The organism is Variovorax sp. AC194 (genome assembly GCF_979257995.1).
Genome location: NZ_OZ409823.1, coordinates 5,780,803 through 5,800,230, shown reverse-complemented (window position 1 = coordinate 5,800,230; position 19,428 = coordinate 5,780,803). Strand labels below are relative to the sequence as shown.

At 68.4% G+C, this 19,428-nt stretch carries 18 protein-coding genes; 11 read left to right on the top strand and 7 right to left on the bottom strand.

Annotation, left to right across the window (positions count from 1 at the left end):
- Positions 1–57 precede the first annotated feature (57 nt).
- On the bottom strand, positions 58–468 hold the full coding sequence (locus ACZYRS_RS27520) for a DUF2177 family protein (protein WP_463421741.1): 411 nt from the start codon (positions 466–468) through the stop codon (positions 58–60).
- 86 nt (positions 469–554) lie between these two features.
- On the opposite strand from ACZYRS_RS27520, the gene queC reads away from it, so the two are divergent.
- Positions 555–1,277 (top strand): 7-cyano-7-deazaguanine synthase QueC, encoded by a 723-nt coding sequence (queC, locus tag ACZYRS_RS27515; protein WP_198789252.1) that lies wholly within the window; start codon positions 555–557, stop codon positions 1,275–1,277.
- Here queC and ACZYRS_RS27510 read toward each other — a convergent pair.
- A complete protein-coding gene (locus tag ACZYRS_RS27510; protein ID WP_463421740.1) occupies positions 1,259–3,049 on the bottom strand; it encodes an ABC transporter ATP-binding protein/permease in 1,791 nt (596 codons plus the stop codon). The two genes, queC and ACZYRS_RS27510, sit on opposite strands and share 19 nt — an antisense overlap.
- Before the next feature lie 108 nt (positions 3,050–3,157).
- Complete coding sequence (locus ACZYRS_RS27505; RefSeq protein ID WP_463421739.1) at positions 3,158–3,718, bottom strand: phosphonate degradation HD-domain oxygenase; 561 nt, start codon at positions 3,716–3,718, stop codon at positions 3,158–3,160.
- A gap of 189 nt (positions 3,719–3,907) precedes the next feature.
- On the opposite strand from ACZYRS_RS27505, the gene ACZYRS_RS27500 reads away from it, so the two are divergent.
- The 7 genes from ACZYRS_RS27500 to ACZYRS_RS27470 all read left to right on the top strand — a co-directional run bounded on the left by ACZYRS_RS27500 (position 3,908) and on the right by ACZYRS_RS27470 (position 11,718).
- Positions 3,908–4,945 (top strand): putative 2-aminoethylphosphonate ABC transporter substrate-binding protein, encoded by a 1,038-nt coding sequence (locus tag ACZYRS_RS27500; protein WP_463421738.1) that lies wholly within the window; start codon positions 3,908–3,910, stop codon positions 4,943–4,945.
- Between the two features lie 111 nt (positions 4,946–5,056).
- A complete protein-coding gene (locus tag ACZYRS_RS27495) occupies positions 5,057–6,139 on the top strand; it encodes an ABC transporter ATP-binding protein (protein ID WP_463421737.1) in 1,083 nt (360 codons plus the stop codon).
- Between the two features lie 165 nt (positions 6,140–6,304).
- Positions 6,305–8,020 carry a putative 2-aminoethylphosphonate ABC transporter permease subunit gene (locus ACZYRS_RS27490; protein ID WP_463421736.1) on the top strand — a complete coding sequence of 572 codons (1,716 nt, stop codon included), beginning with the start codon at positions 6,305–6,307 and terminating at the stop codon, positions 8,018–8,020.
- Entirely contained in the window at positions 8,020–9,156 is a 1,137-nt protein-coding gene (locus tag ACZYRS_RS27485) for a TIGR03364 family FAD-dependent oxidoreductase (protein WP_463421735.1), read from the top strand. Before ACZYRS_RS27490 ends, ACZYRS_RS27485 begins: the two co-directional genes overlap by 1 nt.
- A 156-nt stretch (positions 9,157–9,312) precedes the next feature.
- A complete protein-coding gene (gene phnX / locus ACZYRS_RS27480) occupies positions 9,313–10,140 on the top strand; it encodes a phosphonoacetaldehyde hydrolase (RefSeq protein WP_463421734.1) in 828 nt (275 codons plus the stop codon).
- Between the two features lie 68 nt (positions 10,141–10,208).
- Entirely contained in the window at positions 10,209–10,343 is a 135-nt protein-coding gene (locus ACZYRS_RS27475; RefSeq protein WP_463421733.1) for a hypothetical protein, read from the top strand.
- Between the two features lie 109 nt (positions 10,344–10,452).
- Positions 10,453–11,718: an MFS transporter gene (locus ACZYRS_RS27470; protein WP_463421732.1), complete on the top strand. Its 1,266-nt coding sequence runs from the start codon at positions 10,453–10,455 to the stop codon at positions 11,716–11,718.
- Here ACZYRS_RS27470 and ACZYRS_RS27465 read toward each other — a convergent pair.
- A complete protein-coding gene (locus tag ACZYRS_RS27465) occupies positions 11,666–13,096 on the bottom strand; it encodes an aminotransferase-like domain-containing protein (protein WP_463421731.1) in 1,431 nt (476 codons plus the stop codon). The genes ACZYRS_RS27470 and ACZYRS_RS27465 overlap by 53 nt on opposite strands.
- A 100-nt stretch (positions 13,097–13,196) precedes the next feature.
- Here ACZYRS_RS27465 and ACZYRS_RS27460 point away from each other — a divergent pair, with 100 nt between their 5' ends.
- The 3 genes from ACZYRS_RS27460 to ACZYRS_RS27450 are packed head-to-tail and all read left to right on the top strand — an operon-like array spanning position 13,197 to position 15,392.
- Positions 13,197–13,385 (top strand): DUF2970 domain-containing protein, encoded by a 189-nt coding sequence (locus ACZYRS_RS27460; protein ID WP_198789242.1) that lies wholly within the window; start codon positions 13,197–13,199, stop codon positions 13,383–13,385.
- Positions 13,382–14,101 (top strand): c-type cytochrome, encoded by a 720-nt coding sequence (locus ACZYRS_RS27455; protein WP_463421730.1) that lies wholly within the window; start codon positions 13,382–13,384, stop codon positions 14,099–14,101. Before ACZYRS_RS27460 ends, ACZYRS_RS27455 begins: the two co-directional genes overlap by 4 nt.
- Before the next feature lie 7 nt (positions 14,102–14,108).
- Positions 14,109–15,392, top strand: coding sequence for a c-type cytochrome (locus ACZYRS_RS27450; RefSeq protein WP_463421729.1), 1,284 nt, complete (start codon positions 14,109–14,111; stop codon positions 15,390–15,392).
- Between the two features lie 75 nt (positions 15,393–15,467).
- Here the strand turns inward: ACZYRS_RS27450 and ACZYRS_RS27445 are convergent, their stop codons facing one another.
- Genes ACZYRS_RS27445 through ACZYRS_RS27435 form a run of 3 tightly spaced genes read right to left on the bottom strand, consistent with a single transcriptional unit; the run spans position 15,468 to position 19,394 of the window.
- Positions 15,468–16,859, bottom strand: coding sequence for an 8-oxoguanine deaminase (locus ACZYRS_RS27445; protein WP_463421728.1), 1,392 nt, complete (start codon positions 16,857–16,859; stop codon positions 15,468–15,470).
- Between the two features lie 35 nt (positions 16,860–16,894).
- Positions 16,895–19,165, bottom strand: a complete 2,271-nt coding sequence (locus ACZYRS_RS27440; RefSeq protein WP_463421727.1) for a phosphocholine-specific phospholipase C — start codon at positions 19,163–19,165, stop codon at positions 16,895–16,897.
- A 31-nt stretch (positions 19,166–19,196) separates the two neighbouring features.
- The gene (locus ACZYRS_RS27435) at positions 19,197–19,394 is read right to left on the bottom strand and encodes a hypothetical protein (protein WP_463421726.1); all 198 of its coding nucleotides are present in this window, start codon (positions 19,392–19,394) and stop codon (positions 19,197–19,199) included.
- Positions 19,395–19,428: the final 34 nt, after the last annotated feature.

Sequence of the window (19,428 nt, the reverse complement as noted above, 5' to 3'; positions counted from 1 at the left end):
TTTTGCCCTGACAAGGCGTTACAACCACCATGACTAAAGTCATAGTGTGGGACGAAATCAACGCGCGGCGTACCAGCGCAACGCCAGGGCGCCCGCCGCGGCCGCCACGCCGCTCACCAGCGTGCCCCAGGCGATGTCGATGAACGACAGGCCAAGCGGCCAGTTGCGGATGACCGCCAGGTTCGTCAGGTCGTAGGTGCTGTAGCAGAAAAGCCCGAAGAGCCCGCCCAGCACCGCCGCCCGCGTGACGCTCTGCGCATCGATGCCCGGCAGGATCGCGAAGACCAGGAGGCCGATGGGGTACAGGAGGTAGAACACCGCCGCGAAGGCCAGCCGGGGCTCGGGCGACATCAGGTCGCCCATCGCCTGCTGGTACATGTTCTTGGCGACGACGCCGAGCCAGAGCATGTCGATCACCAACAGCACGATGAAGGTGGCGGCCCATGCGACGAGGTGTTTGGTGCTCATCCGCGGGATCGTATCCGCGCCCCCGGCAGTGCCTGCGAAAATCGCGCCTTTGGACTACAGCGCCTTCCGCTGACGCACATACGCACATGCCCCTGCACACCACCGCCCTCGTCCTGTTCTCCGGCGGCCAGGACTCGACCACCTGCCTGGCGGATGCGCTCTCCAGGTACCAGCGCGTGGAGACGCTGGGCTTCGACTACGGGCAGCGCCACCGCGTCGAGCTGGACGTGCGCGGCACCATCCTCGCGCAGATGCGCGAGCGCTTTCCCGACTGGGCGCCGCGCCTGGGCGAAGACCACGTGCTCACGCTCGCGGCGCTGGCCCAGCTGGGCGGCTCCTCGCTCACCGAAGAGGTGGCGTTCGCCATGCAGGCGGACGGCCTGCCCAACACCTTCGTGCCCGGGCGCAACCTGCTGTTTCTCACGCTGGCCGGCGCGCTGGCCTACCGGCGCGGGCTGCAGGTGATCGTCACCGGCGTCTGCGAGACCGATTTCTCGGGCTACCCCGACTGCCGCGACGACACCATGAAGGCGATGCAGCTCGCGCTCTCGCTCGGCCTGGAGCGCCGCTTGGTCATCGAGACGCCGCTCATGTGGATCGACAAGGCCGAGACCTGGCAGATGGCACAGCGCCTGGGCGGTGAGCCGCTGGTCGAGCTGATCGTGGAAGAGACCCACACCTGCTACCTCGGCGACCGCGTGCATCGCCAGGCCTGGGGTTATGGCTGCGGCGAATGCCCCGCCTGCGATTTGCGCAAGAAGGGCTGGGAGCGTTACGCCAGCGACGCGGGTCAGGCGGCGGCGGGCTGAACCGCCGAGGTGTCCAGCCGGTAGCGCGCGCCGCCCGCGGTGCCTTCTTCCTGCGGCACCAGCGTCCAGCGCTGGTTATGGAAATCGCCGACCGCCGCGCGGTGCGCGATCGACACCATCGCGCCGCCCGCTGCATGCACCGTGTCCGAGAGCCGCTTGTAGAGCTCGCCTTCGGCCTTGGCATCGAGCGCGCTGGTGATCTCGTCGGCGAAGAGCCATGCCGGTTTCTTCAGCAGCACGCGTGCGATGGCCAGGCGTTGCTGCTCGCCGCCGGAGAGCTTCTGGCTCCATGAATCGCTGTCGTCCAGGCGGCCGGCCAGGTCGGGCAGCAGGGCGTCGGCCAGGGCCTGGCGCAGCTGGTCGTCGCTGAAGTTTGCAGCGGGGTTGGGATAGGTCAGCGCGTCGCGCAGCTTGCCGTCGGGCACGTAGGGGCGCTGCGGCATGAAGACCGCGTCGTCCGGCACCTGCACATGACCGCGCGAGAAAGGCCAGATGCCCGCGAAGGAGCGGAACAGCGTCGACTTGCCGCTGCCCGACGGGCCCTGCAGCAGCACGCTGTCGCCCGGCCGCACCGAGAACGCGGCGTTCGCGAGCAGCGGCGTGCCGTTGGGCAGGGAGACCGCCAGGTCGCCTGTCTGCAGCACGGCCGCCGGGTCGCGCTGCAGCGCGTTCTCCCGCGTCGCGTGGGCGCGCATGGCATCGTCGAAGGTGGTGAGACGGTCGGTGGTGGCACGCCACACGGCCACGCTGTCATAGTTGTCGACGAACCAGCTGAGGGACTCCTGCACCTTGCCGAAGGCCGAGCCGATCTGCATCAGGTGGCCCAGCTGGAACGCCCCGCCGAAGTACTGCTGCCCCGCCACGAGGAACGGAAAGATCACGGCGGCCTGCCCGAAGAACGAGGTGAAGGTCACCAGGTTCTTCTGCTGCTTGATCAGCTGCAGGTAGTTGCGCAGCACGTCGCCAAAGCGCAGGTCGAGTTGCTCGCGCTCGACCTTTTCACCGCGGTCCAGCGCGATGGCTTCGCTGTACTCGCGCACCCGCACCAGGTGGTGCCGGAAGTCGGCCTCGTAGCGCTGCTGCCTGAAATTGAGCCCGATCAGCGGGCGCCCGATGAAGTGGGTGACGACAGTGCCGGCAATCGAATACCCCAGCGCCACCCAGACCATCGCGCCGACGATCTGGTAAGTGGTGCCGCTGAACGTGAAGGAGAAATTGCCCGACAGCCCCCACAGCAGGCCGATGAAACTCAGGAGCGTGACCACGGCATTGAGCAGGCCCATCGACAGCGACATCGTGGCGCTGGTGAACATCTGCATGTCTTCCTGGATGCGCTGGTCAGGGTTGTCCGGCGTCTGGCCGTTGTTGCCCGCATAGCGCGCGAGTTCCAGGTGATAGAAGGTGCGGTCGGCGGTCCAGCGCGCAAGGTAGCTGCGCGTCATCCAGGCGCGCCAGCGCAGCTGCAGCAACTGGGTCACGTAGAACTTGAGCACCTGGACCGCGATGTTGGCGAACGCGATCCAGCCGAACACGCCGACCTCCCGCCAGAAGGTCACCGAGTCCTTGTTCTGCAGCGCGTCGTAGAAGCGCCCGTACCACTGGTTGCCCAGCACCGCCACGTACACATAGAAGAGATTGAGCGCCACGATGGCCAAGAGCATCGTGCGGGCGCGCCATTTCTCCTCGGACCGGAAATAGGGCGCCGCCAGCGTGAAGACGCGGCGCAGGACCTGGATGAACGAGCTCGCGCGCGCCGTGACGGATGAAGACATGCAGATTTCCTCAGAGGCGCAGGTGCGCCGGACATCATGAGGAAACCATAGTAGACAAATGTTTCTTAAACGGACCTGAAACCCGGCCACCGGGCCAAAAAAGCCTGGTCAGCGCAACAGGACCCGCGCAGCCGTCGCAAGAAAGTGCGCAAGCGGCGGCGTCTTCAGCCCCTCGGCCTTCGCCTCTTCATCCCACAGCCGCAGCCGCACCGCGTCGTGGGCCCAGCGGTGCTCGGCGAAACGCCCCGCCGCCGCCGCATCCATCACCCCGCCCTGCAGCGCGAGGCTGCGCACCGAATCGGGCGAGAGCTTCGAGAAATAGTCCGGCCGCGTCGCGCACAGGAAGCGCTTGGCATCCACATGCAGCCGGATCGGCTCGCGCACTTCGACGTCGAAGGCGCCGCGCAGCAAAGGCAATGCGATGTATTGATGACGGTCGTCGATGCCCAGCTCGGTGGGCGATTGCGCGAGCGTCTGGTGCTCGGCGATCAGCAGGTGCCCGAGGTCGTGCAGCAGCGCGGCCGTGACGAGCGCATCGCCCGCGCCCGCCCGCTCGGCGAGCCACGCGCATTGCAGCGCGTGCTCCAGCTGCGACACCGGCTCGCCCGCGTAGGCGACCCCGCCGCGTTCGGCGAACAGGCGGGCGATCTCTGCGAGGTCGAGTGTCATGGAAGTGAAACGGAAACGGAAACGGAAACGCGTGCGACAGCCTGCGAAGCGTCGTCGCGCGCCATGACATCCGTGTGACGCATCTGACAAACCCCTGTCACACGGCGCTGCGAGCATCGCCGCGTTCACGGTCACGCCGTGCGTACTTTCGTCCGCGTACTTTCATACATTCCCGAGGGATCTCCCATCATGTCGTTCCGCTTCATCCGCCGCGTTGCCGTGCCCGCCGCGTTGTTCTCGCTGGCTGTCGCCGCATCCGCGCAGGGCCGCACCGAACTGCTGGTCTACACAGCGCTCGAAGCCGACCAGGTGCAGGCCTACAAGGCCGCGTTCGAAAAGGAAAACCCCACCATCGAACTGAAGTTCGTGCGTGACTCCACCGGCATCGTCACCGCCAAGCTGCTGGCAGAAAAGGCCAACCCACAGGCCGACGTGGTGTGGGGCCTGGCCGCCACGTCGCTGATGCTGCTGGACAAGGAAGGCATGCTCCAGCCCTACGCGCCCAAGGGCCTGGACGCCATCAAGCCCACCATGCGCGATCCGGCGAATCCGCCCAAGTGGGTCGGCATGGACGTGTGGTCGTCGGCCATCTGCTTCAACACCGCCGAAGCCACGAAGAAGAACCTGCCCAAGCCCACCAGCTGGGCCGACCTCGCGAACCCTGTCTACAAGGGCCAGATCACCATGCCCAACCCCGCGGCATCGGGCACCGGTTACCTGATGGTGTCGGGCTGGATCCAGATGATGGGCGAAGAAAAAGCATGGAAGTACATGGACGCGCTGCACCAGAACATCGGCATCTACAGCCAGTCGGGCAGCAAGCCCTGCCGCCAGGCCGGCGCTGGCGAATTCGCGCTCGGCATGTCGTTCGAATACCGCGCCAACAAGACCAAGCGCGACGGCGCGCCGATCGACATCGTGCTGCCCAAGGAAGGTCTGGGCTGGGACATGGAAGCCACCGGCATCATCAAGACCAGCAAGAAGCAGGACGCCGCCAAGGCACTGGCCGACTGGGCCGTGACGAAGCAGGCCAACGAGCTCTACGCGAAGAACTTCGCCGTGCTCGCGCTGCCGGGCATCCAGGAGAAGCTCGAATTCGTGCCGGGCGATGTCGAGAAGCTGCTCGCCAAGAACGACTTCACCTGGGCTGCCGCGAACCGCGACCGCATCCTCACGGAATGGTCCAAGCGCTACGAATCCAAATCGGAAAAGAAGGCGCCGCTCTGATGCAACTCCGACCGTTCGGGCTGAGCTTGTCGAAGCCTTGCGCGTGCGAGGCAGCCCTTCGACAGGCTCAGGGCGAACGGTGATGGATTCAGTCCGAACGGCAAAAAGCACATGACGAGCTTTCTCTCCCTCCGCGACATCGGCAAGTCCTTTGGCGCCACCCGCGTGCTCGACGGCATCGACCTGGACATCGAGCCGGGCGAATTCGTGTGCCTGCTCGGTCCCTCGGGTTGCGGCAAGACCACGCTGCTGCGCATCGTGTGCGGCATCGAGCGCGCCGACAGCGGGCAGATCCTGCTCGGCGGCCAGGACATCGCGGGCCTGCCGCCCGCGGCGCGCGGCTTCGGCGTGGTGTTCCAGTCGTATGCGCTGTTCCCCAACCTTACGGCGGCGCAGAACATCGCCTACGGCCTGCATCCCACGGGCGCCCTCGCGCGCGAGATGGCCAAGCGCTCGCGCGAGATGCTCGACCTCGTGGGCCTCACGGCGCATGCCGACAAATACCCGGTGCAGCTCTCGGGCGGCCAGCAGCAGCGCATCGCGCTGGCGCGCGCGCTCGCGCCCAATCCGCGCCTGCTGCTGCTCGACGAGCCGCTCTCCGCGCTCGATGCGCAGGTGCGCGCGAGCCTGCGCAGCGAAATCCGTTCGCTGCAAAAGCGCCTGGGCATCGTCACCATCATGGTCACGCACGACCAGGAAGAAGCGCTCTCGATGGCCGACCGCGTGGTGCTCATGCACAACGGCCGCATCGAGCAGGCCGGCACGCCCGACGAGTTGTACCGCCAGCCCCGCACCCGCTTCGTGGCGGGCTTCGTCGGCCGCATGAACATGCTGCCCGCGACCGTGCTGGCCGACGGCAAGGTGCGCGTGCGCGACAGCGAACTGTTCTGCGCGCCGGGCAACCTCAACAGCTTGAGTGTGGGTTCGCAGGCCACCGTGGGCATCCGCCCCGAGCACGTGGTGGTCAAGCGCTTCGGCACCGAGCTGGGCACCAACAGCTTTGCGGCGCGCCTGCTCGACACGGAATTCTTCGGCAACCGCACCTCGGCGCGGCTGGCCTGCGAGCCGCTGGGCATCGAGATCGAGGCCGAGCTGCCGGCCGACGCACGCTATGGCGGCGACGAGCCGCTGGTGCCCAGCAGCATGGTGCACATCCAACTGCCCTTGAATGCGCTCTCGGTCCTCGCGCACTGAGAAGGTGTGAACGAATCCGCCATGCCCGCTCATCCCGCCCAGACACACCCGCTCGGCGTTGCAAATGCTCGCCATAGCGCGAGCTATGGCTGCGCTTTGCGCCTTGATCGGGTGCGCCTGGGCGGGCTGCTCGGGCACGCCGAATCCATTCACACCTTCTGAGCCATGAGCAGTTCTCCCGACGCCATCGCCGTCGTGCCGATGGCGATGCCGCGCACGAGCGCGTTCGACCGCGAGCGCTGGCTCACGGGCGCGGCCGTCGCGTTGATGGTGCTGCTGCTGGTGGTCATCGTCGCGCTGCCCGTCGGCGCGCTGGTCGGCCAGAGCTTCTTCGACCGCGCCGGCGCCTTCGTGGGCCTGGCGAATTTCGCGCGTTATCTCGACAGCCCGGCGCTCGTGCAGTCGGCCTTCAACAGCCTGTGGATCGCCGCGGTCAGCGCCGTGATCTGCACGGCCATCGCCTATGTGTTCGCCTACGGGCTCACGCTCTCGTGCATGCCGGCCAAGGGCCTGCTGCGCGCGGTGGCGCTCATTCCGCTGCTGGCGCCCTCGCTGCTGCCGGCCATCAGCCTTGTCTACCTCTTCGGCAACCAGGGCATCTTCAAGGGGCTGATGGGCGATGCATCGATCTACGGGCCGCTGGGCATCGTGCTGGGCTCGGTGTTCTGGACGCTGCCGCACGCGCTGCTGATCCTCACGACCGCGATGGCCACGTCCGACGGTCGCCTCTATGAAGCGGCGCAGACGCTGGGCGCTTCCCGCTGGCGCATCTTCCGCACCGTGACGCTGCCGTCCTCGCGCTACGGCCTCATCGTGGCCGCGATGGTGGTGTTCGTGCTCGTCATCACCGACTTCGGCGTGCCCAAGGTGGTGGGCGGGCAGACCGGCGTGCTCGCGACCGACATCTACAAGCAGGTGGTCGGCCAGCAGAACTTCCAGATGGGCGCGGTGGTCGGCCTCGTGCTGCTGATTCCGGCGGTGCTCTCCTTCCTCGTCGAGCGCTACGTGCGCAGCAAGCAGGCCGCGGCGCTCTCGGCGCGTGCCACGCCCTATCAACCGGAGCCCGTGAGGACGCGCGACCGCGCGCTGCTCGCGTTCTGCACGCTCACGGCCTGCGCCATCCTCGTGATGATCGGCATGGCGGTGTTCGCATCGCTCGCGACCTACTGGCCCTACAAGCTCACGCCGTCGCTGAAGAACTACGACTTCAGCAACATGGACGGCGGCGGCTGGGGCAGCTATTTCAACTCGCTGCGTCTCGCGCTCTGCGCGGCGGTGGCGGGCGCGCTCGTCACCTTCGTCTCGGCCTACCTGGTGGAGAAGCCGCGCCACTTCGGCCTGTTGCGCGAGCTGCTCAACCTGCTGGCGAACCTGCCGCTCGCGGTGCCGGGGCTGGTGCTGGGCGTGGGCTACATCTTCTTTTTCATCTCGCCGTCGAATCCGTTGAACGGCCTGTATGGCGGCATGACGATCCTCGTGATCTGCACGGTGGCGCACTTTTTCTCGGTCGCGCACCTCACCTTGCTCACCGCGCTGCGCCAGCTCGACCGCGAGTACGAACTGGTGTCCGAGTCGATGGGCGTGCCGTTCTGGCGCACGCTCTGGCGCGTGCACCTGCCGGTGGCGCTGCCGACGGTGCTCAACGTGGGCGGCTATTTCTTCGTCAATGCGATGACCACCGTGTCGGCCGTCGTGTTCCTCTACTCGCCGCAGACCACGCTGGCGGCCATCGCCGTGCTCAACATGGACGATGCCGGCGACGTGGCGCCCGCGGCCGCCATGGCCTCTCTGATCATGCTCACGGCCGCCATCGGCCGCGGCGTGTTCGCACTGGCCGGGCACTGGGCGCTCCAGCGCACCCAAACCTGGCGAAACCGGTGATGCCCGGTACCCCCGAGAGCAAAGACAGTTTCGACCTCATCGTCGTCGGCGCCGGCATCGTCGGCCTGGCCCATGCCTACACCGCGGCGCAGCGGGGCCTGAAGGTCTGCGTGGTCGAGCGCGACGCGGCCGCCATCGGCGCATCGATCCGCAACTTCGGCTTCATCACCATCACCGGCCAGGCGCCGGGCGACACCTGGCGCCGCGCGATGCATGCGCGCGAAGTGTGGCAGAGCGTTGCGCCGCAGGCGGGCATCGACATCGTGCACCGCAACCTCTGGCTCGCGGCTTACCGCCCCGAGGCGCACGCGGTGCTCGAAGCCTTCATGCGCACGCCGATGGGCGAGGCCTGCGAGCTGCTCGACGCCGCCGACGCGCAGGCCAAGGCGCCCGCACTGAGCCTGGCCGATGCGCGCTCGGTGCTGTTCAGTCCGCACGAGTTGCGCGTCGAATCGCGCACCGCCATCGGCCTCTTCGCGAAGTGGCTGGCCGAGGCGCATGGCGTCGTGTTCCGCTTCGGCGAAACCGTGCACGAGATCGAGACGCCGCGCGTGCGCACCTCGCGCGGCACGTTGCGCGGCGAGCGCGTGGTGGTCTGCACCAACACCGACCTGCACGGTCTCTTCGCCGACCGCATCGCCGCCTACGACCTCACGCTGTGCCGCCTGCAGATGCTGCGCGTGAAGCCCGAGGCGGGCTTCCATTTGCCGGGCTCGGTGATGATGGACCTGAGCCTCGTGCGCTACGAGGGCTACAGCACGCTGCCCGAGGCCGCCGCATTGCGCGCGCGGTTGCAGCAGGAGGAGGCCGCGTCGCTCCAACACGGCATCCACCTCATCGTGGTGCAGAGCGCCGACGGCTCGCTCGTGGTCGGCGATTCGCACCACTACGGCGATGCGCCCGAACCCTTCGCGATGGAAGAGGTCGACCAGCTCATCCTGCGTCACCTGCGCAGCACGCTCAACCTGGAGACCGCGCAGATCACCGAGCGCTGGACCGGCGTCTACCCCTCGTCCAGGACCACACCCTGCGTGATCGACGCGCCCGACGACGCCACGCGCGTGGTGCTGGTCACCAGCGGCAGCGGCGCGAGCACCGGCTTCGGCATCGCGCACGACGTTTTCGACGCCTGGTGATGCGCACCAGATGATTCATACCCGATCGCGTTCGGAAGATCCAACCGTTCACGCTGAGCTTGTCGAAGCGCCGCGCGAGGCTTCGGCAGGCTCAGCCCGAACGGGGTCTATCGATTGACCGATCGAAAATTCGTCCACTCCCCTCCATTTGTTGCCATGAACGCCCACAACCACTCCAAGCTCCAGGCCGTCGTCTTCGACTGGGCCGGCACCATCCTCGACTTCGGCTCCTGCGCGCCCATGGGCGCCTTCGTGAAGCTGTTCGAGCAGTTCGGCGTGGACATCACCATCGCCGAAGCGCGCGGCCCGATGGGCATGGCCAAGTGGGACCACATCAAGGCGCTCGGCACGCTGCCGCGCATCGCCGCGCAATGGGGGGTCAAGCACGGCCATGCCTTCAACGATGCGGATGTGGACCGCCTCTACGAAGTGTTCACGCCAATGAATGCCGCGAGCGCGCGCGACCACGCCGACTTCATTCCCGGCGCGATCGACGCGGTCAACACCGCGCGCGAGCGGGGCCTGAAGATCGGCTCGACCACTGGCTACAACCGCCCGATCATGGAAGTGGTCGTGCCCATCGCGGCGGCCGGCGGCTACGCGCCCGACAACCTCGTGTGCGGCGGCGACCTCGCCGAAGGCCGCCCGTCGCCGCTCATGATGTACCGCTGCTTCGCCGACCTCGGTGTGTGGCCGCCGCACACGGTGGTAAAGGTCGACGACACCGGCGTGGGCCTGCAGGAAGGCCTGAACGCGGGCACCTGGGCCGTGGGCCTGGCGATCAGCGGCAACTCGGTAGGGCTCACGCTGGCCGAGTGGACGGCGCTCGACGAGGCGCAGCAGCAGGCCCTGCGCGAGATCGCGACCACGCAGCTCGAGGCGGCCGGTGCGCACTACGTGATCGACAGCGTGGCGGACCTCCCGAACGTGCTCGAGGACATCGAGCGCCGGCTGCTATCCGGCGAGCGCCCGGCACTTGCCTGATACCGCCGATACCGCTGCGGCATCGCGTCCGACTTGACGCGCAAGGCGGCGGGCATAGCATCCGCCGCATGAGAAGCACAGCACTCGCTCTTCTGTTCTGCATCGGCCTCGTTGTGGCCGGTTGCGACGACAAGCCAAAGCCGGGTGGGCCGATGCCCAAGGCTGCGGCGAACGTCACGCTGCCGGTCGTGTCGGTGAGCTGATCGGCTGATCCGCTGATCCGCATCTGGCGGGCGAAGGCGGCCCCGCGCCGCCCGACGGTGCTCGCTCGCATCTTCGCGCCGGAGGGTATCCTCGGCGAGGAGAAAAACAATGAAGACATCCGAGACAACCGTCCACGCGGCGGATTCGCGCTACGCCATGCTGCGCCTGGCCCTCACGCTCCTGATCATGACGGTCGGCAGCAGCGGCATGTACGTGGTCTCGGTGATGCTGCCGGCGGTGCAGGCCGAGTTCGGCATCGACCGCGCCGCCGCCTCGCTGCCCTACACCTGGCTGATGCTCGGCTTCGGTTTCGGCGGCGTGCTCATGGGCAGGCTGGCCGACCGCTTCGGCGTGATGTGGCCGCTCCTCGGGGGCTCGGTCTTCCTCGCCGCGGGCTATATCGCCACGGGGCTGTCGGGCGGCATCGTCTCGTTCACCGTCGCGCAGGCCCTGCTGGTGGGCCTGCTCGGCAGCTCGGCCGCCTTCGCGCCGCTGGTGGCCGATACCTCGCTCTGGTTCGTCAAGCGGCGCGGCATCGCGGTGGCGGTCTGCGCGAGCGGCAACTATGTCGCCGGGGCCATCTGGCCGCCCATCGCGCAGCACTTCATCGAGACGGTCGGCTGGCGCCAGACCTACATCGGCATGGGCATCTTCTGCGGCATCGCGATGGCGCTGCTCGCGCTCTTCTTCCGCGCACGGTCGCCGGCAGTGGCCGCCGCGCCGGTCGGGCAGGCAGCGAATGCAGCGGCGCCGCGCGACATGACGCGGCCCTTCGGCCTGAGCATGGGCTCGGCCCAGGCCCTGCTGTGCGTTGCGGCGGTGGCCTGCTGCGTGGCGATGGCGATGCCGCAGGTGCACATCGTGGCCTACTGCGGCGACCTGGGCTACGGCCCCGCGCGGGGCGCGCAGATGCTGTCGCTGATGCTGGGCTTCGGCGTGGTGAGCCGGCTGGTGTCGGGCGCGATCTGCGATCGCATCGGGGGCCTGCGCACGCTGCTGCTGGGCGGCGTGCTGCAGTGCATCGCGCTGCTCCTGTTCCTGCCGTTCGACGGGCTCGCGTCGCTCTATGTGATCTCGGCGCTGTTCGGGCTTTTCCAGGGCGGCCTCGTGCCGGCCTACGCGATCATCGTGCGCGAGCACTTTCCGCCGAAGGAAGCCGGGGCGCGCGTGGGCACGGTGCTGATGTTCTCGCTGTTCGGCATGGCGCTGGGCGGGTGGATGTCGGGCAAGGTGTTCGACCTGACCGGCAGCTACCACGCAGCGTTCGTCAACGGCATCGGCTGGAACCTGCTGAACCTCTGCATCGCATCGTTCCTGCTCTTCAGGCTGTACCGCCTGCGGCTTCGGCCACCAGCCGGCCCAGTGTCCGCATAGCCTTCTCGCTCTGCGCGTTCCACGCGTGGCCGTAGTTCAGGCGCAGGCAATGGGTGAACGCGCGTGTCGCTGAAAAGATCGGCCCCGGCGCGACGCTGATGCCCAGTGCCAGCGCCTGGCGATGGATGTCCAGCGCGTTCACCTGCGGCGGCAGCTCGACCCACAGGAAGTAGCCGCCCAGCGGCCGCGTGGCGCGCGTGCCCTCGGGAAAGTAATGCCCCACCGCCTGCGCGAAGGTCGCCTGCTGCATCGCGAGCGTCTGGCGCAGCTTGCGCAGGTGCTTGTCGAGGCCGCCTTTCTCCAGGTACGCCGCGAGCGCCAGCTGCGCCGGCGCCGAGGTGCTGAGCGTGGACGTGAGCTTCTGCCGCGCCACCTTGCGCGCGAACCGCCCGGCCGAGGTCCAGCCGATGCGGTAGCCCGGCGCGAGGCACTTGGAGAACGACGAGCAATGCAGCACCAGCCCCTGCGTATCGAAGGCCTTGGCCGGCGCGGGACGCCGGTCGCCGAAGTAGAGCTCGGCGTACACGTCGTCCTCGATCAGCGGCAGTTCATGGCGCGCGAGCAGCGCGACCAGCGCCTTCTTCTTCGCATCGGGCATCAGGCTGCCGAGCGGGTTCTGGAAGGTGGTCATGAGCCAGCAGGCCTTGGGCTTGTGGGCCGCGATGGCCTGTTCGAGCGCGCCCAGGTCGATGCCTTCGCCCGGGTGCGTGGGCACCTCGATGGCTTTGAGGCCCATGCGCTCCAGCGCCTGCAGTGCGGCATAGAAGGTGGGCGATTCGACGATCACCGCATCGCCCGGCCGCGTGACCGCCGCGAGACACAGGTTGAGCGCCTCGAGCGCGCCGTTGGTGACGACGATCTCCTCGGCCGGCACCTGCATGCCGTCGGCGAGGTAGCGCAGCGCGATCTGCCGGCGCAGCGCCGCGCTGCCGGGCGTGAGGTCGTCCACCGTGCTCCACGGGTCGAGCGACTTGGCGCTCGCGGCCATGAACTGGCCCAGCCGCGCGAGCGGGAACAGCAGCGGGCTTGGAAACGCCGAGCCGAAGGGCACGACCTTGCGCGACATGCTGGCCTCGAGGATGTCGAACACCTGGTCGCTCACGTCGAGCGACATGGGGCCATCCGCCGGGCGGGAGGTGAGGGTGGATTCGGGCGGCGCGTCGCGCAGGCCTCCACCCGTGACGTAGTAACCCGAGCGGTCGCGCGCCCGCACGAGGCCGCGCGCTTCCAGCAGGTAGTACGCCTGGAACACAGTAGACGCGCTGACCCCGCGGCTCTGCCCGGTGTGGCGCACCGAGGGCAGGCGGTCGCCGGTCTTCAGCGTGCCGTTGCGGATCGAGGCCTCGATGTCGGCGGCCAGGGCTTCATAGCGCTTCATAAAGCTCCATCGCAGTCATTCGCCCGGACTTTATCTGCACCGGTGAATCGGGCGGGATCTGCATCTGTTTTTTGGGGGCTTTCTGGGGCACAGTCGGTGCATGTCCAATCTCATGCGCGCGGTGCGCGCCGTTCTCTGGAGCTTCATCGGGCTGGGCGGCCGCCGCGCAGACGCCGACAAGCGGACCGCGCAGGTCGGCATCCTGCCGCTGATCGGCGTGGCGCTGTTCGTGGTGCTGTTGCTGGTCGCGGGCCTGATCACATTGGCGCGCTTCGTCGCCGGCACATGACGGCCGGCCTTCGCTCCTTGGCGCTCGCGCTGCTGTTCCTCGTGCAAGGCGTGGCGAGCGCCGCGCCGCCGGCGACCGTGCCCGACACCATCGAGCAGCGCGTGGCCGCCTGCATCGCCTGCCACGGCCGCGAGGGCGCGACCACCAACGCGGGCTTCTTTCCGCGCCTGGCCGGCAAGCCCGCGGGCTATCTCTTCAACCAGCTCGTGAGCTTTCGCGACGGCCGCCGCTTCAACGCCGACATGGCGTACATGGTGCAGCACCTGTCGGACGCGTACCTGCGCGAGATGGCCGAGTACTTCGCGGGGCTCGACCTGCCCTATCCGCCGATCTCGTCCATCAGCGACGCCACGCCCGACCAGCTGCAGCGCGGCCGCAAGCTCGCGCTCGAGGGCGATGCGGGGCGCGGCATCCCGGCCTGCGTGCAATGCCATGGCGCGGCGCTCACCGGCGTGCAGCCGGCCATCCCGGGGCTGCTCGGGCTGCCGCGGCTCTATGTGTCGTCGCAGCTCGGTGCATGGCTCACGAGCGAGCGGCATGCGATGGCGCCCGATTGCATGGCCGAGGTCGGCCGCCACATGACCACGGCGGACATCAACGCGGTCGCGGGCTGGCTGGCGGTGCAGCCGATGCCGGCCAACACCAAGCCCGCGTCTTCATTGCCCGCACCGCCGCCTGGATCGCAGCGTGTGGCCTGCGGCGGCATGCCGAAGTGAGCCCGCGATGAAACTGCGACACCTCGGCTGGACCCTCCTGACGTTGATCGTGCTGGCCGCCGTGTGCGCCGGCGTGCTCGTGGCGATGAACCTGCGCGGCGAAGACCCGCTGCCCGAACAAGCCCAGGCCTTCGACGCCACGCCCCAGCAGGTCGAGCGCGGCCGCTACCTCGCGCTGGCCGGCAACTGCGCGGGCTGCCACACCACGCGCGGCGGGCAGCCCTATGCGGGAGGCCTTCCGATCGAGACGCCCTTCGGCACCATCTATTCGAGCAACCTCACCTCCGACGCCAAGGCGGGCATCGGCGGCTGGAGCAGCGCGCATTTCTGGCGCGCGATGCACAACGGCCGCAGCAAGGATGGGCGCCTGCTCTATCCGGCGTTTCCGTACCCCAACTTCACCAAGGTGACGCGCGAGGACTCGGACGCCATCTACGCGTACCTGCGCACCGTGGCGCCCGCACCCGCGCCGAACCTCGCGCACCGGCTGCGCTTTCCCTACGACACGCAGGCCGCGCTGGCCGTGTGGCGCGCGCTTTCGTTCAAGCCCGAGCCTTTCGTGGCCAATGCGGGCAAGCCGGCCGAGTGGAACCGCGGCGCGTACCTCGTCGACGGGCTCGGCCATTGCATCGCCTGTCACGGCGCGCGCAATTCGCTGGGTGCGACGGAGACCAAGCTCGGCCTTTCGGGCGGATTGATCGCGGTGGAGAACTGGTATGCGCCGTCGCTCACCGACAAGCACCAGGCCGGCGTGGCCGCATGGCCCACGGCCGATGTGGTCGCGCTCCTCAAGACCGGCACCGCGCCGGGCGGCTCGGTGATGGGGCCGATGGCCGACGTGGTGTTCCGCAGCACGCAGCACCTGAGCGAGGCCGACCTCACGGCGATGGCGGGCTACCTGAAAGACCTGCCCGACGTTGCCAAGCCCGAAGAGCCAACACGCTCCGCGGCCCCCATCCGCCGCGATGCCGGCACGATGGCGCGCGGCGGCAAGATCTACGACCAGCGCTGCGCCTACTGCCATGGCGACCAGGGCCAGGGCGCGACCGGCGCCTACCCGCCGCTGGCAGGCAATCGCGCGGTGAACATGTCGCCGCCGACGAACCTCATCCAGGTGGTCTCGCACGGCGGGTTCCTGCCTTCGACGGCGGGCAATCCGCGCCCTTACGGCATGCCGCCGTTCGGGCAGGTGCTCGATGCAGCGGAGGTGGCGGCGGTGCTCACCTACATCCGCGGTTCGTGGGGCAACGACAGCGCCCCCGTTACGTCACTGGACACCATGCGGCGCTGAGCGCCGTCGGATGTTCCCGAGGCTTGGCAATCGGGGTTCACGCGCAGTGCAAAGGTGCGCACTCGGCATCGATCACTAGGCCGTGTGCGGATGCCGCGCGCCGTCGTACAGCGTGCGCGCCAGCGCGCGGTGCCTCGCCAGCAGGGGCGGCAATTCGAGCGCCGTGAAGCGTCCGTCCCGGATGCGGACCTCCCCGTTGATCACGCTCAACGAAACCTCCCCCGGCGTGCAGAACACCAGCGCAGCCACCGGGTCGTGCCACGCGCCCGCGTGCGTCACGCCGCGCATGTCGAAGGCCACGAGGTCCGCCGACATGCCCGGCGCGAGCGCGCCGATGTCGTCGCGGCCGAGCACGCGAGCCCCGCCGAGCGTCGCGATCTCCAGCGCCTCGCGCGCCGTCATCGCCGCCGGGCCGTAGCCCACGCGCTGCAGCAGCAGGGCCTGCCGCGCTTCGCCGAGCATGTGCGCGCCGTCGTTCGATGCGCTGCCATCCACGCCCAGGCCCACGGGCACGCCCGCGCGGCGCATCGCACCGATGGGCGCGATGCCCGAGGCCAGGCGCATGTTCGAGCACGGGCAGTGCGCCACGCCCGTGCCGGTGCGCGCGAAGAGCGCGATGCCGGCTTCGTCGAGCTTCACGCAGTGCGCGTGCCACACGTCGCGGCCGACCCAGCCCAGGTCTTGCGCGTACTCGGCCGGCGTCATGCCGAACTTCTCGCGCGAATAGGCGACGTCGTTGTCGTTCTCGGCCAGGTGCGTGTGCAGCGACACGCCGCGCTCGCGCGCGAGTTCGGCCGACAGCCGCATCAGGTCGCGCGAGACCGAGAACGGCGAGCAGGGCGCGAGCACGATGCGGCGCATCGAATGGCGCGAGGCGTCGTGCCAGCGGCCGATGAGGCGCTCGCTGTCGCGCAATATCGCCGCTTCGGTTTCCACCACCTCGTCGGGCGGCAGGCCGCCGGCGCTGCGGCCCACGCTCATGCTGCCGCGCGCCGCATGAAAGCGCATGCCCATGGCATCGGCCGCCTCGATCGAATCGTCGAGCTTCGCGCCGTTCGGAAAAAGATAGAGATGGTCGCTGGTGGTGGTGCAGCCCGAGCGCATCAGCTCGGCCATCGCGGTCTGCGTCGAGACGCGGATCATCTCGGGCGTGAGGCGCGCCCACAGCAGGTACAGGCTCGTGAGCCAGCCGAAGAGCTCTGCGTCCTGCGCCTCGGGCACGGCGCGCGTGAGGCTCTGGTACATGTGGTGGTGCGTGTTGACCAGCCCGGGCATCACGACATGGCCGTGCATGTCGATGGCTTCGGCCTGGCCGTTGCGCAGCGCATCGAGGTACGCCGTGGGTAGCTCGGCGGTGGGCCCGGTCCAGGCCACCGCGGGCCCGTCGGTCACCACGGCGCCGTCGGCGATCTCGCGCCGCGCGGCGTCCATGGTGACGAGGATGTCGGCATGTCGAAGGATCAGCATGCCGGCATTTTGCGCGCGGGATCGCGCGCGACCACTCAGAGGTCGGGCATGCCCATCGCGGGGTCGCTCACCGTGTGCTTGCCGGTTTCCACGCGGCCGGCGAAGCGGCGGTAGTAGGCCGGGTCGGCATCGCACGTGACCGCGAAGTCGTACCACTGCCCGCTCGCCGCGAGCTCCCAGTGCTGGTCGGTGGTCGCACCGCCGTTGACGGTCGCGGTCCACGGGCCGTCGCCGCGGTAGGCCTTGGCGCGGATGGTGAACTTGCAGGCCGCCTTGCCGTCGTTGCGCATGCTCAGGTAGACGTTGCCGTTGGCGATGTCGTAGCACACGCGCACCTCGGGCAATGCCGTATCGCCCGCGCGCACCGCATTGAGGTCGCCCTGGAAGTGGCGATGGAATCCGTTCGGCCCGAGCACCCACAGGTCGTACTTGCCCGCGTTGTCGGCGGCCGCAGCCCAGGTGTCGTCGAGCGACTTGCCCGCTTCCACCATGTAGCGGCGCGGCAGGCGATCGAGGTTCAGCTTGTCGTAGACGTGGAACACGGCGGCAGCCTTGCCGGTGTTCGAGAACAGCAGCTGCACCTTGCCGCCGGTCGTGTCGACCTTGGCGCTCGCATGCAGTTCGTAAGGCAGCGCGCGCGACGGCCGCGTGCCCGTCACCTGCACGGGCAGCTTGCCGTCGCCCGGCGGCGTGACCTGCGGCAGCGCGTCCTGCGCGGCGCGCACCTGGTCGGCCTCGGCCTTGCTGCGGCGGCCCGCGAGCGTGGGCAGCGCCTCTTCATTCGGTGTCGCGAAATTGAAGGCGCTCGTGAGGTCGCCGTTCACCGCGCGGCGGAACGGGCTGATGTTGGTTTCCTTCACGCCGAAACGCGCCTCCAGGAAACGCAGCACCGAGGTGTGGTCGAAGGTCTGCGAGTTGACCCAGCCGCCGCGGCTCCACGGCGAGAGCACGTACATCGGCACGCGCATGCCCGGCCCGTAGACGTTGCCGTCGGGCGTGGGCTGCGAGGCGGTCATGCCCGGCGGCTTGGGGTGGTTGAAGTACTCGTAGCTCAGGTCCGCGTCCGACAGCGTGGTCTTGCCGGCGAAGGCTTTCACGCCCGGGTCGGCCGAAGGAATCGGCGAAGGCGCGGAGGCCGAGGGCACGTGGTCGAAGTAGCCGTCGTTCTCGTCGAAGTTGACGATGAACACCGTCTTGCTCCACACCTCGGGCACCGCGGTGAGCGCGTCCAGCACTTCCTGGATGTACCAGGCACCCTGCACGGGGCTGGACGGGCCGGGGTGCTCGGAGTAAACGTCCGGCGGAATGACCCACGACACCTGCGGCAGGCGCCCGGCCTTCACGTCGGCGCGGAACGCATCGAAGATCGCGCCCGCATCGAAGGCCGCCTGGTCGGCCACCGGCAGCGTGTTGGCCGTGCCCTTGTAGAGCGGGTTGCCGGCATCGTCGCCGGCCGCGTAGGCAGGCGATGCGCCCTGCGGCAGCGAGGTGCTCACCGGCTTGTTCGAAGCCTCGTTCGCCTTGCGGTAGGGCTTGAAACCCAGGAGCGGATTGCAGCCGTAGTTGTTCGGAATGTTCTGGTAGACGATCCAGCTGACGTTGGCTTCCTGCAGGCGCTCCGCATAGGTCTTCCACTCGTAGCCTTCGGTCGACGGACCGGTGGAACTCCACGGGTTGACGTTGTTCACGTAGGCCTGGTTACCGCCGGCCGCGCTGTTGGGGCCGTTGGTGCCGGTCCAGTGGAACGAGCGGTTGGCATGCGTGCCGGTGTGCATCGCGCAGTGATAGTCGTCGCAGATCGTGAAGGCATTGGCCAGCGCGAACTGGAACGGAAGCTCGGCCTCCGCGAGATAGCCCATCGACTGCGTGAAGGGCGCCTTGTTGCTCACCTTCTTGTACCGCGGCCACTGGTAGAGGCGGCCGCCGTCCCATGCGTTGTGCGAGTCGACCCAGGTGTGCGGCGTGCTGCTCACGCGCTGCGCGTTGCCCTTGGTCGCATCGAGGTGGTAGGGCACCACCTGCTTGCCGGCGTCGTCGAGTTGCTGCCACACCGCCAGGCCGTTGGGCAGCGGAATGGTCATGCGGTCGCCGAAGCCGCGCACGCCCTTGAGCGTGCCGAAGTAATGGTCGAACGAACGGTTCTCCTGCATCAGGATCACGACGTGCTCGACGTCCATGATCGTGCCGGTCTTGTTGTTGGCGGGAATCGCGAGGGCGCGGCGGATGCTCGGTGGAAAGGCCGAGAGCGCCAGCGCGGCAGCGCCGGTGGTGGCGGTGCCCGTGAGGAATTTGCGGCGTGAGGTCATGGTGTTGTTCTGGGTGTTTCTCGTCGTGCGATCAGGGCGCGCAGCGCATCTCGGGCTTCACGCCGGTGTCGGGCGGCGTCGTGACGGGCGGGGTCGTCGTGGGCGGCGTGCCGGCGCCGGGCAGACCGCCGAAGAAGCCACCGCCATCGCTGCCGCCACCGCAGGCAGAGAGCACGCAGGCCACGATCAACGCGGGTGCGAGCCGCATGGAATAAGAAAGAAGTTGCATCGGGAGAGATCCTCTTGGTGTTGTTGTGCGGGCA

Coding starts and splice junctions, on each gene's coding strand:
- ACZYRS_RS27520 (WP_463421741.1), bottom strand. CDS start 468: ATGAGCACCAAACACCTCGTCGCATGGGCCGCCACCTTCATCGTGCTG.
- queC (WP_198789252.1), top strand. CDS start 555: ATGCCCCTGCACACCACCGCCCTCGTCCTGTTCTCCGGCGGCCAGGAC.
- ACZYRS_RS27510 (WP_463421740.1), bottom strand. CDS start 3,049: ATGTCTTCATCCGTCACGGCGCGCGCGAGCTCGTTCATCCAGGTCCTG.
- ACZYRS_RS27505 (WP_463421739.1), bottom strand. CDS start 3,718: ATGACACTCGACCTCGCAGAGATCGCCCGCCTGTTCGCCGAACGCGGC.
- ACZYRS_RS27500 (WP_463421738.1), top strand. CDS start 3,908: ATGTCGTTCCGCTTCATCCGCCGCGTTGCCGTGCCCGCCGCGTTGTTC.
- ACZYRS_RS27495 (WP_463421737.1), top strand. CDS start 5,057: ATGACGAGCTTTCTCTCCCTCCGCGACATCGGCAAGTCCTTTGGCGCC.
- ACZYRS_RS27490 (WP_463421736.1), top strand. CDS start 6,305: ATGAGCAGTTCTCCCGACGCCATCGCCGTCGTGCCGATGGCGATGCCG.
- ACZYRS_RS27485 (WP_463421735.1), top strand. CDS start 8,020: ATGCCCGGTACCCCCGAGAGCAAAGACAGTTTCGACCTCATCGTCGTC.
- phnX (WP_463421734.1), top strand. CDS start 9,313: ATGAACGCCCACAACCACTCCAAGCTCCAGGCCGTCGTCTTCGACTGG.
- ACZYRS_RS27475 (WP_463421733.1), top strand. CDS start 10,209: ATGAGAAGCACAGCACTCGCTCTTCTGTTCTGCATCGGCCTCGTTGTG.
- ACZYRS_RS27470 (WP_463421732.1), top strand. CDS start 10,453: ATGAAGACATCCGAGACAACCGTCCACGCGGCGGATTCGCGCTACGCC.
- ACZYRS_RS27465 (WP_463421731.1), bottom strand. CDS start 13,096: ATGAAGCGCTATGAAGCCCTGGCCGCCGACATCGAGGCCTCGATCCGC.
- ACZYRS_RS27460 (WP_198789242.1), top strand. CDS start 13,197: ATGTCCAATCTCATGCGCGCGGTGCGCGCCGTTCTCTGGAGCTTCATC.
- ACZYRS_RS27455 (WP_463421730.1), top strand. CDS start 13,382: ATGACGGCCGGCCTTCGCTCCTTGGCGCTCGCGCTGCTGTTCCTCGTG.
- ACZYRS_RS27450 (WP_463421729.1), top strand. CDS start 14,109: ATGAAACTGCGACACCTCGGCTGGACCCTCCTGACGTTGATCGTGCTG.
- ACZYRS_RS27445 (WP_463421728.1), bottom strand. CDS start 16,859: ATGCTGATCCTTCGACATGCCGACATCCTCGTCACCATGGACGCCGCG.
- ACZYRS_RS27440 (WP_463421727.1), bottom strand. CDS start 19,165: ATGACCTCACGCCGCAAATTCCTCACGGGCACCGCCACCACCGGCGCT.
- ACZYRS_RS27435 (WP_463421726.1), bottom strand. CDS start 19,394: ATGCAACTTCTTTCTTATTCCATGCGGCTCGCACCCGCGTTGATCGTG.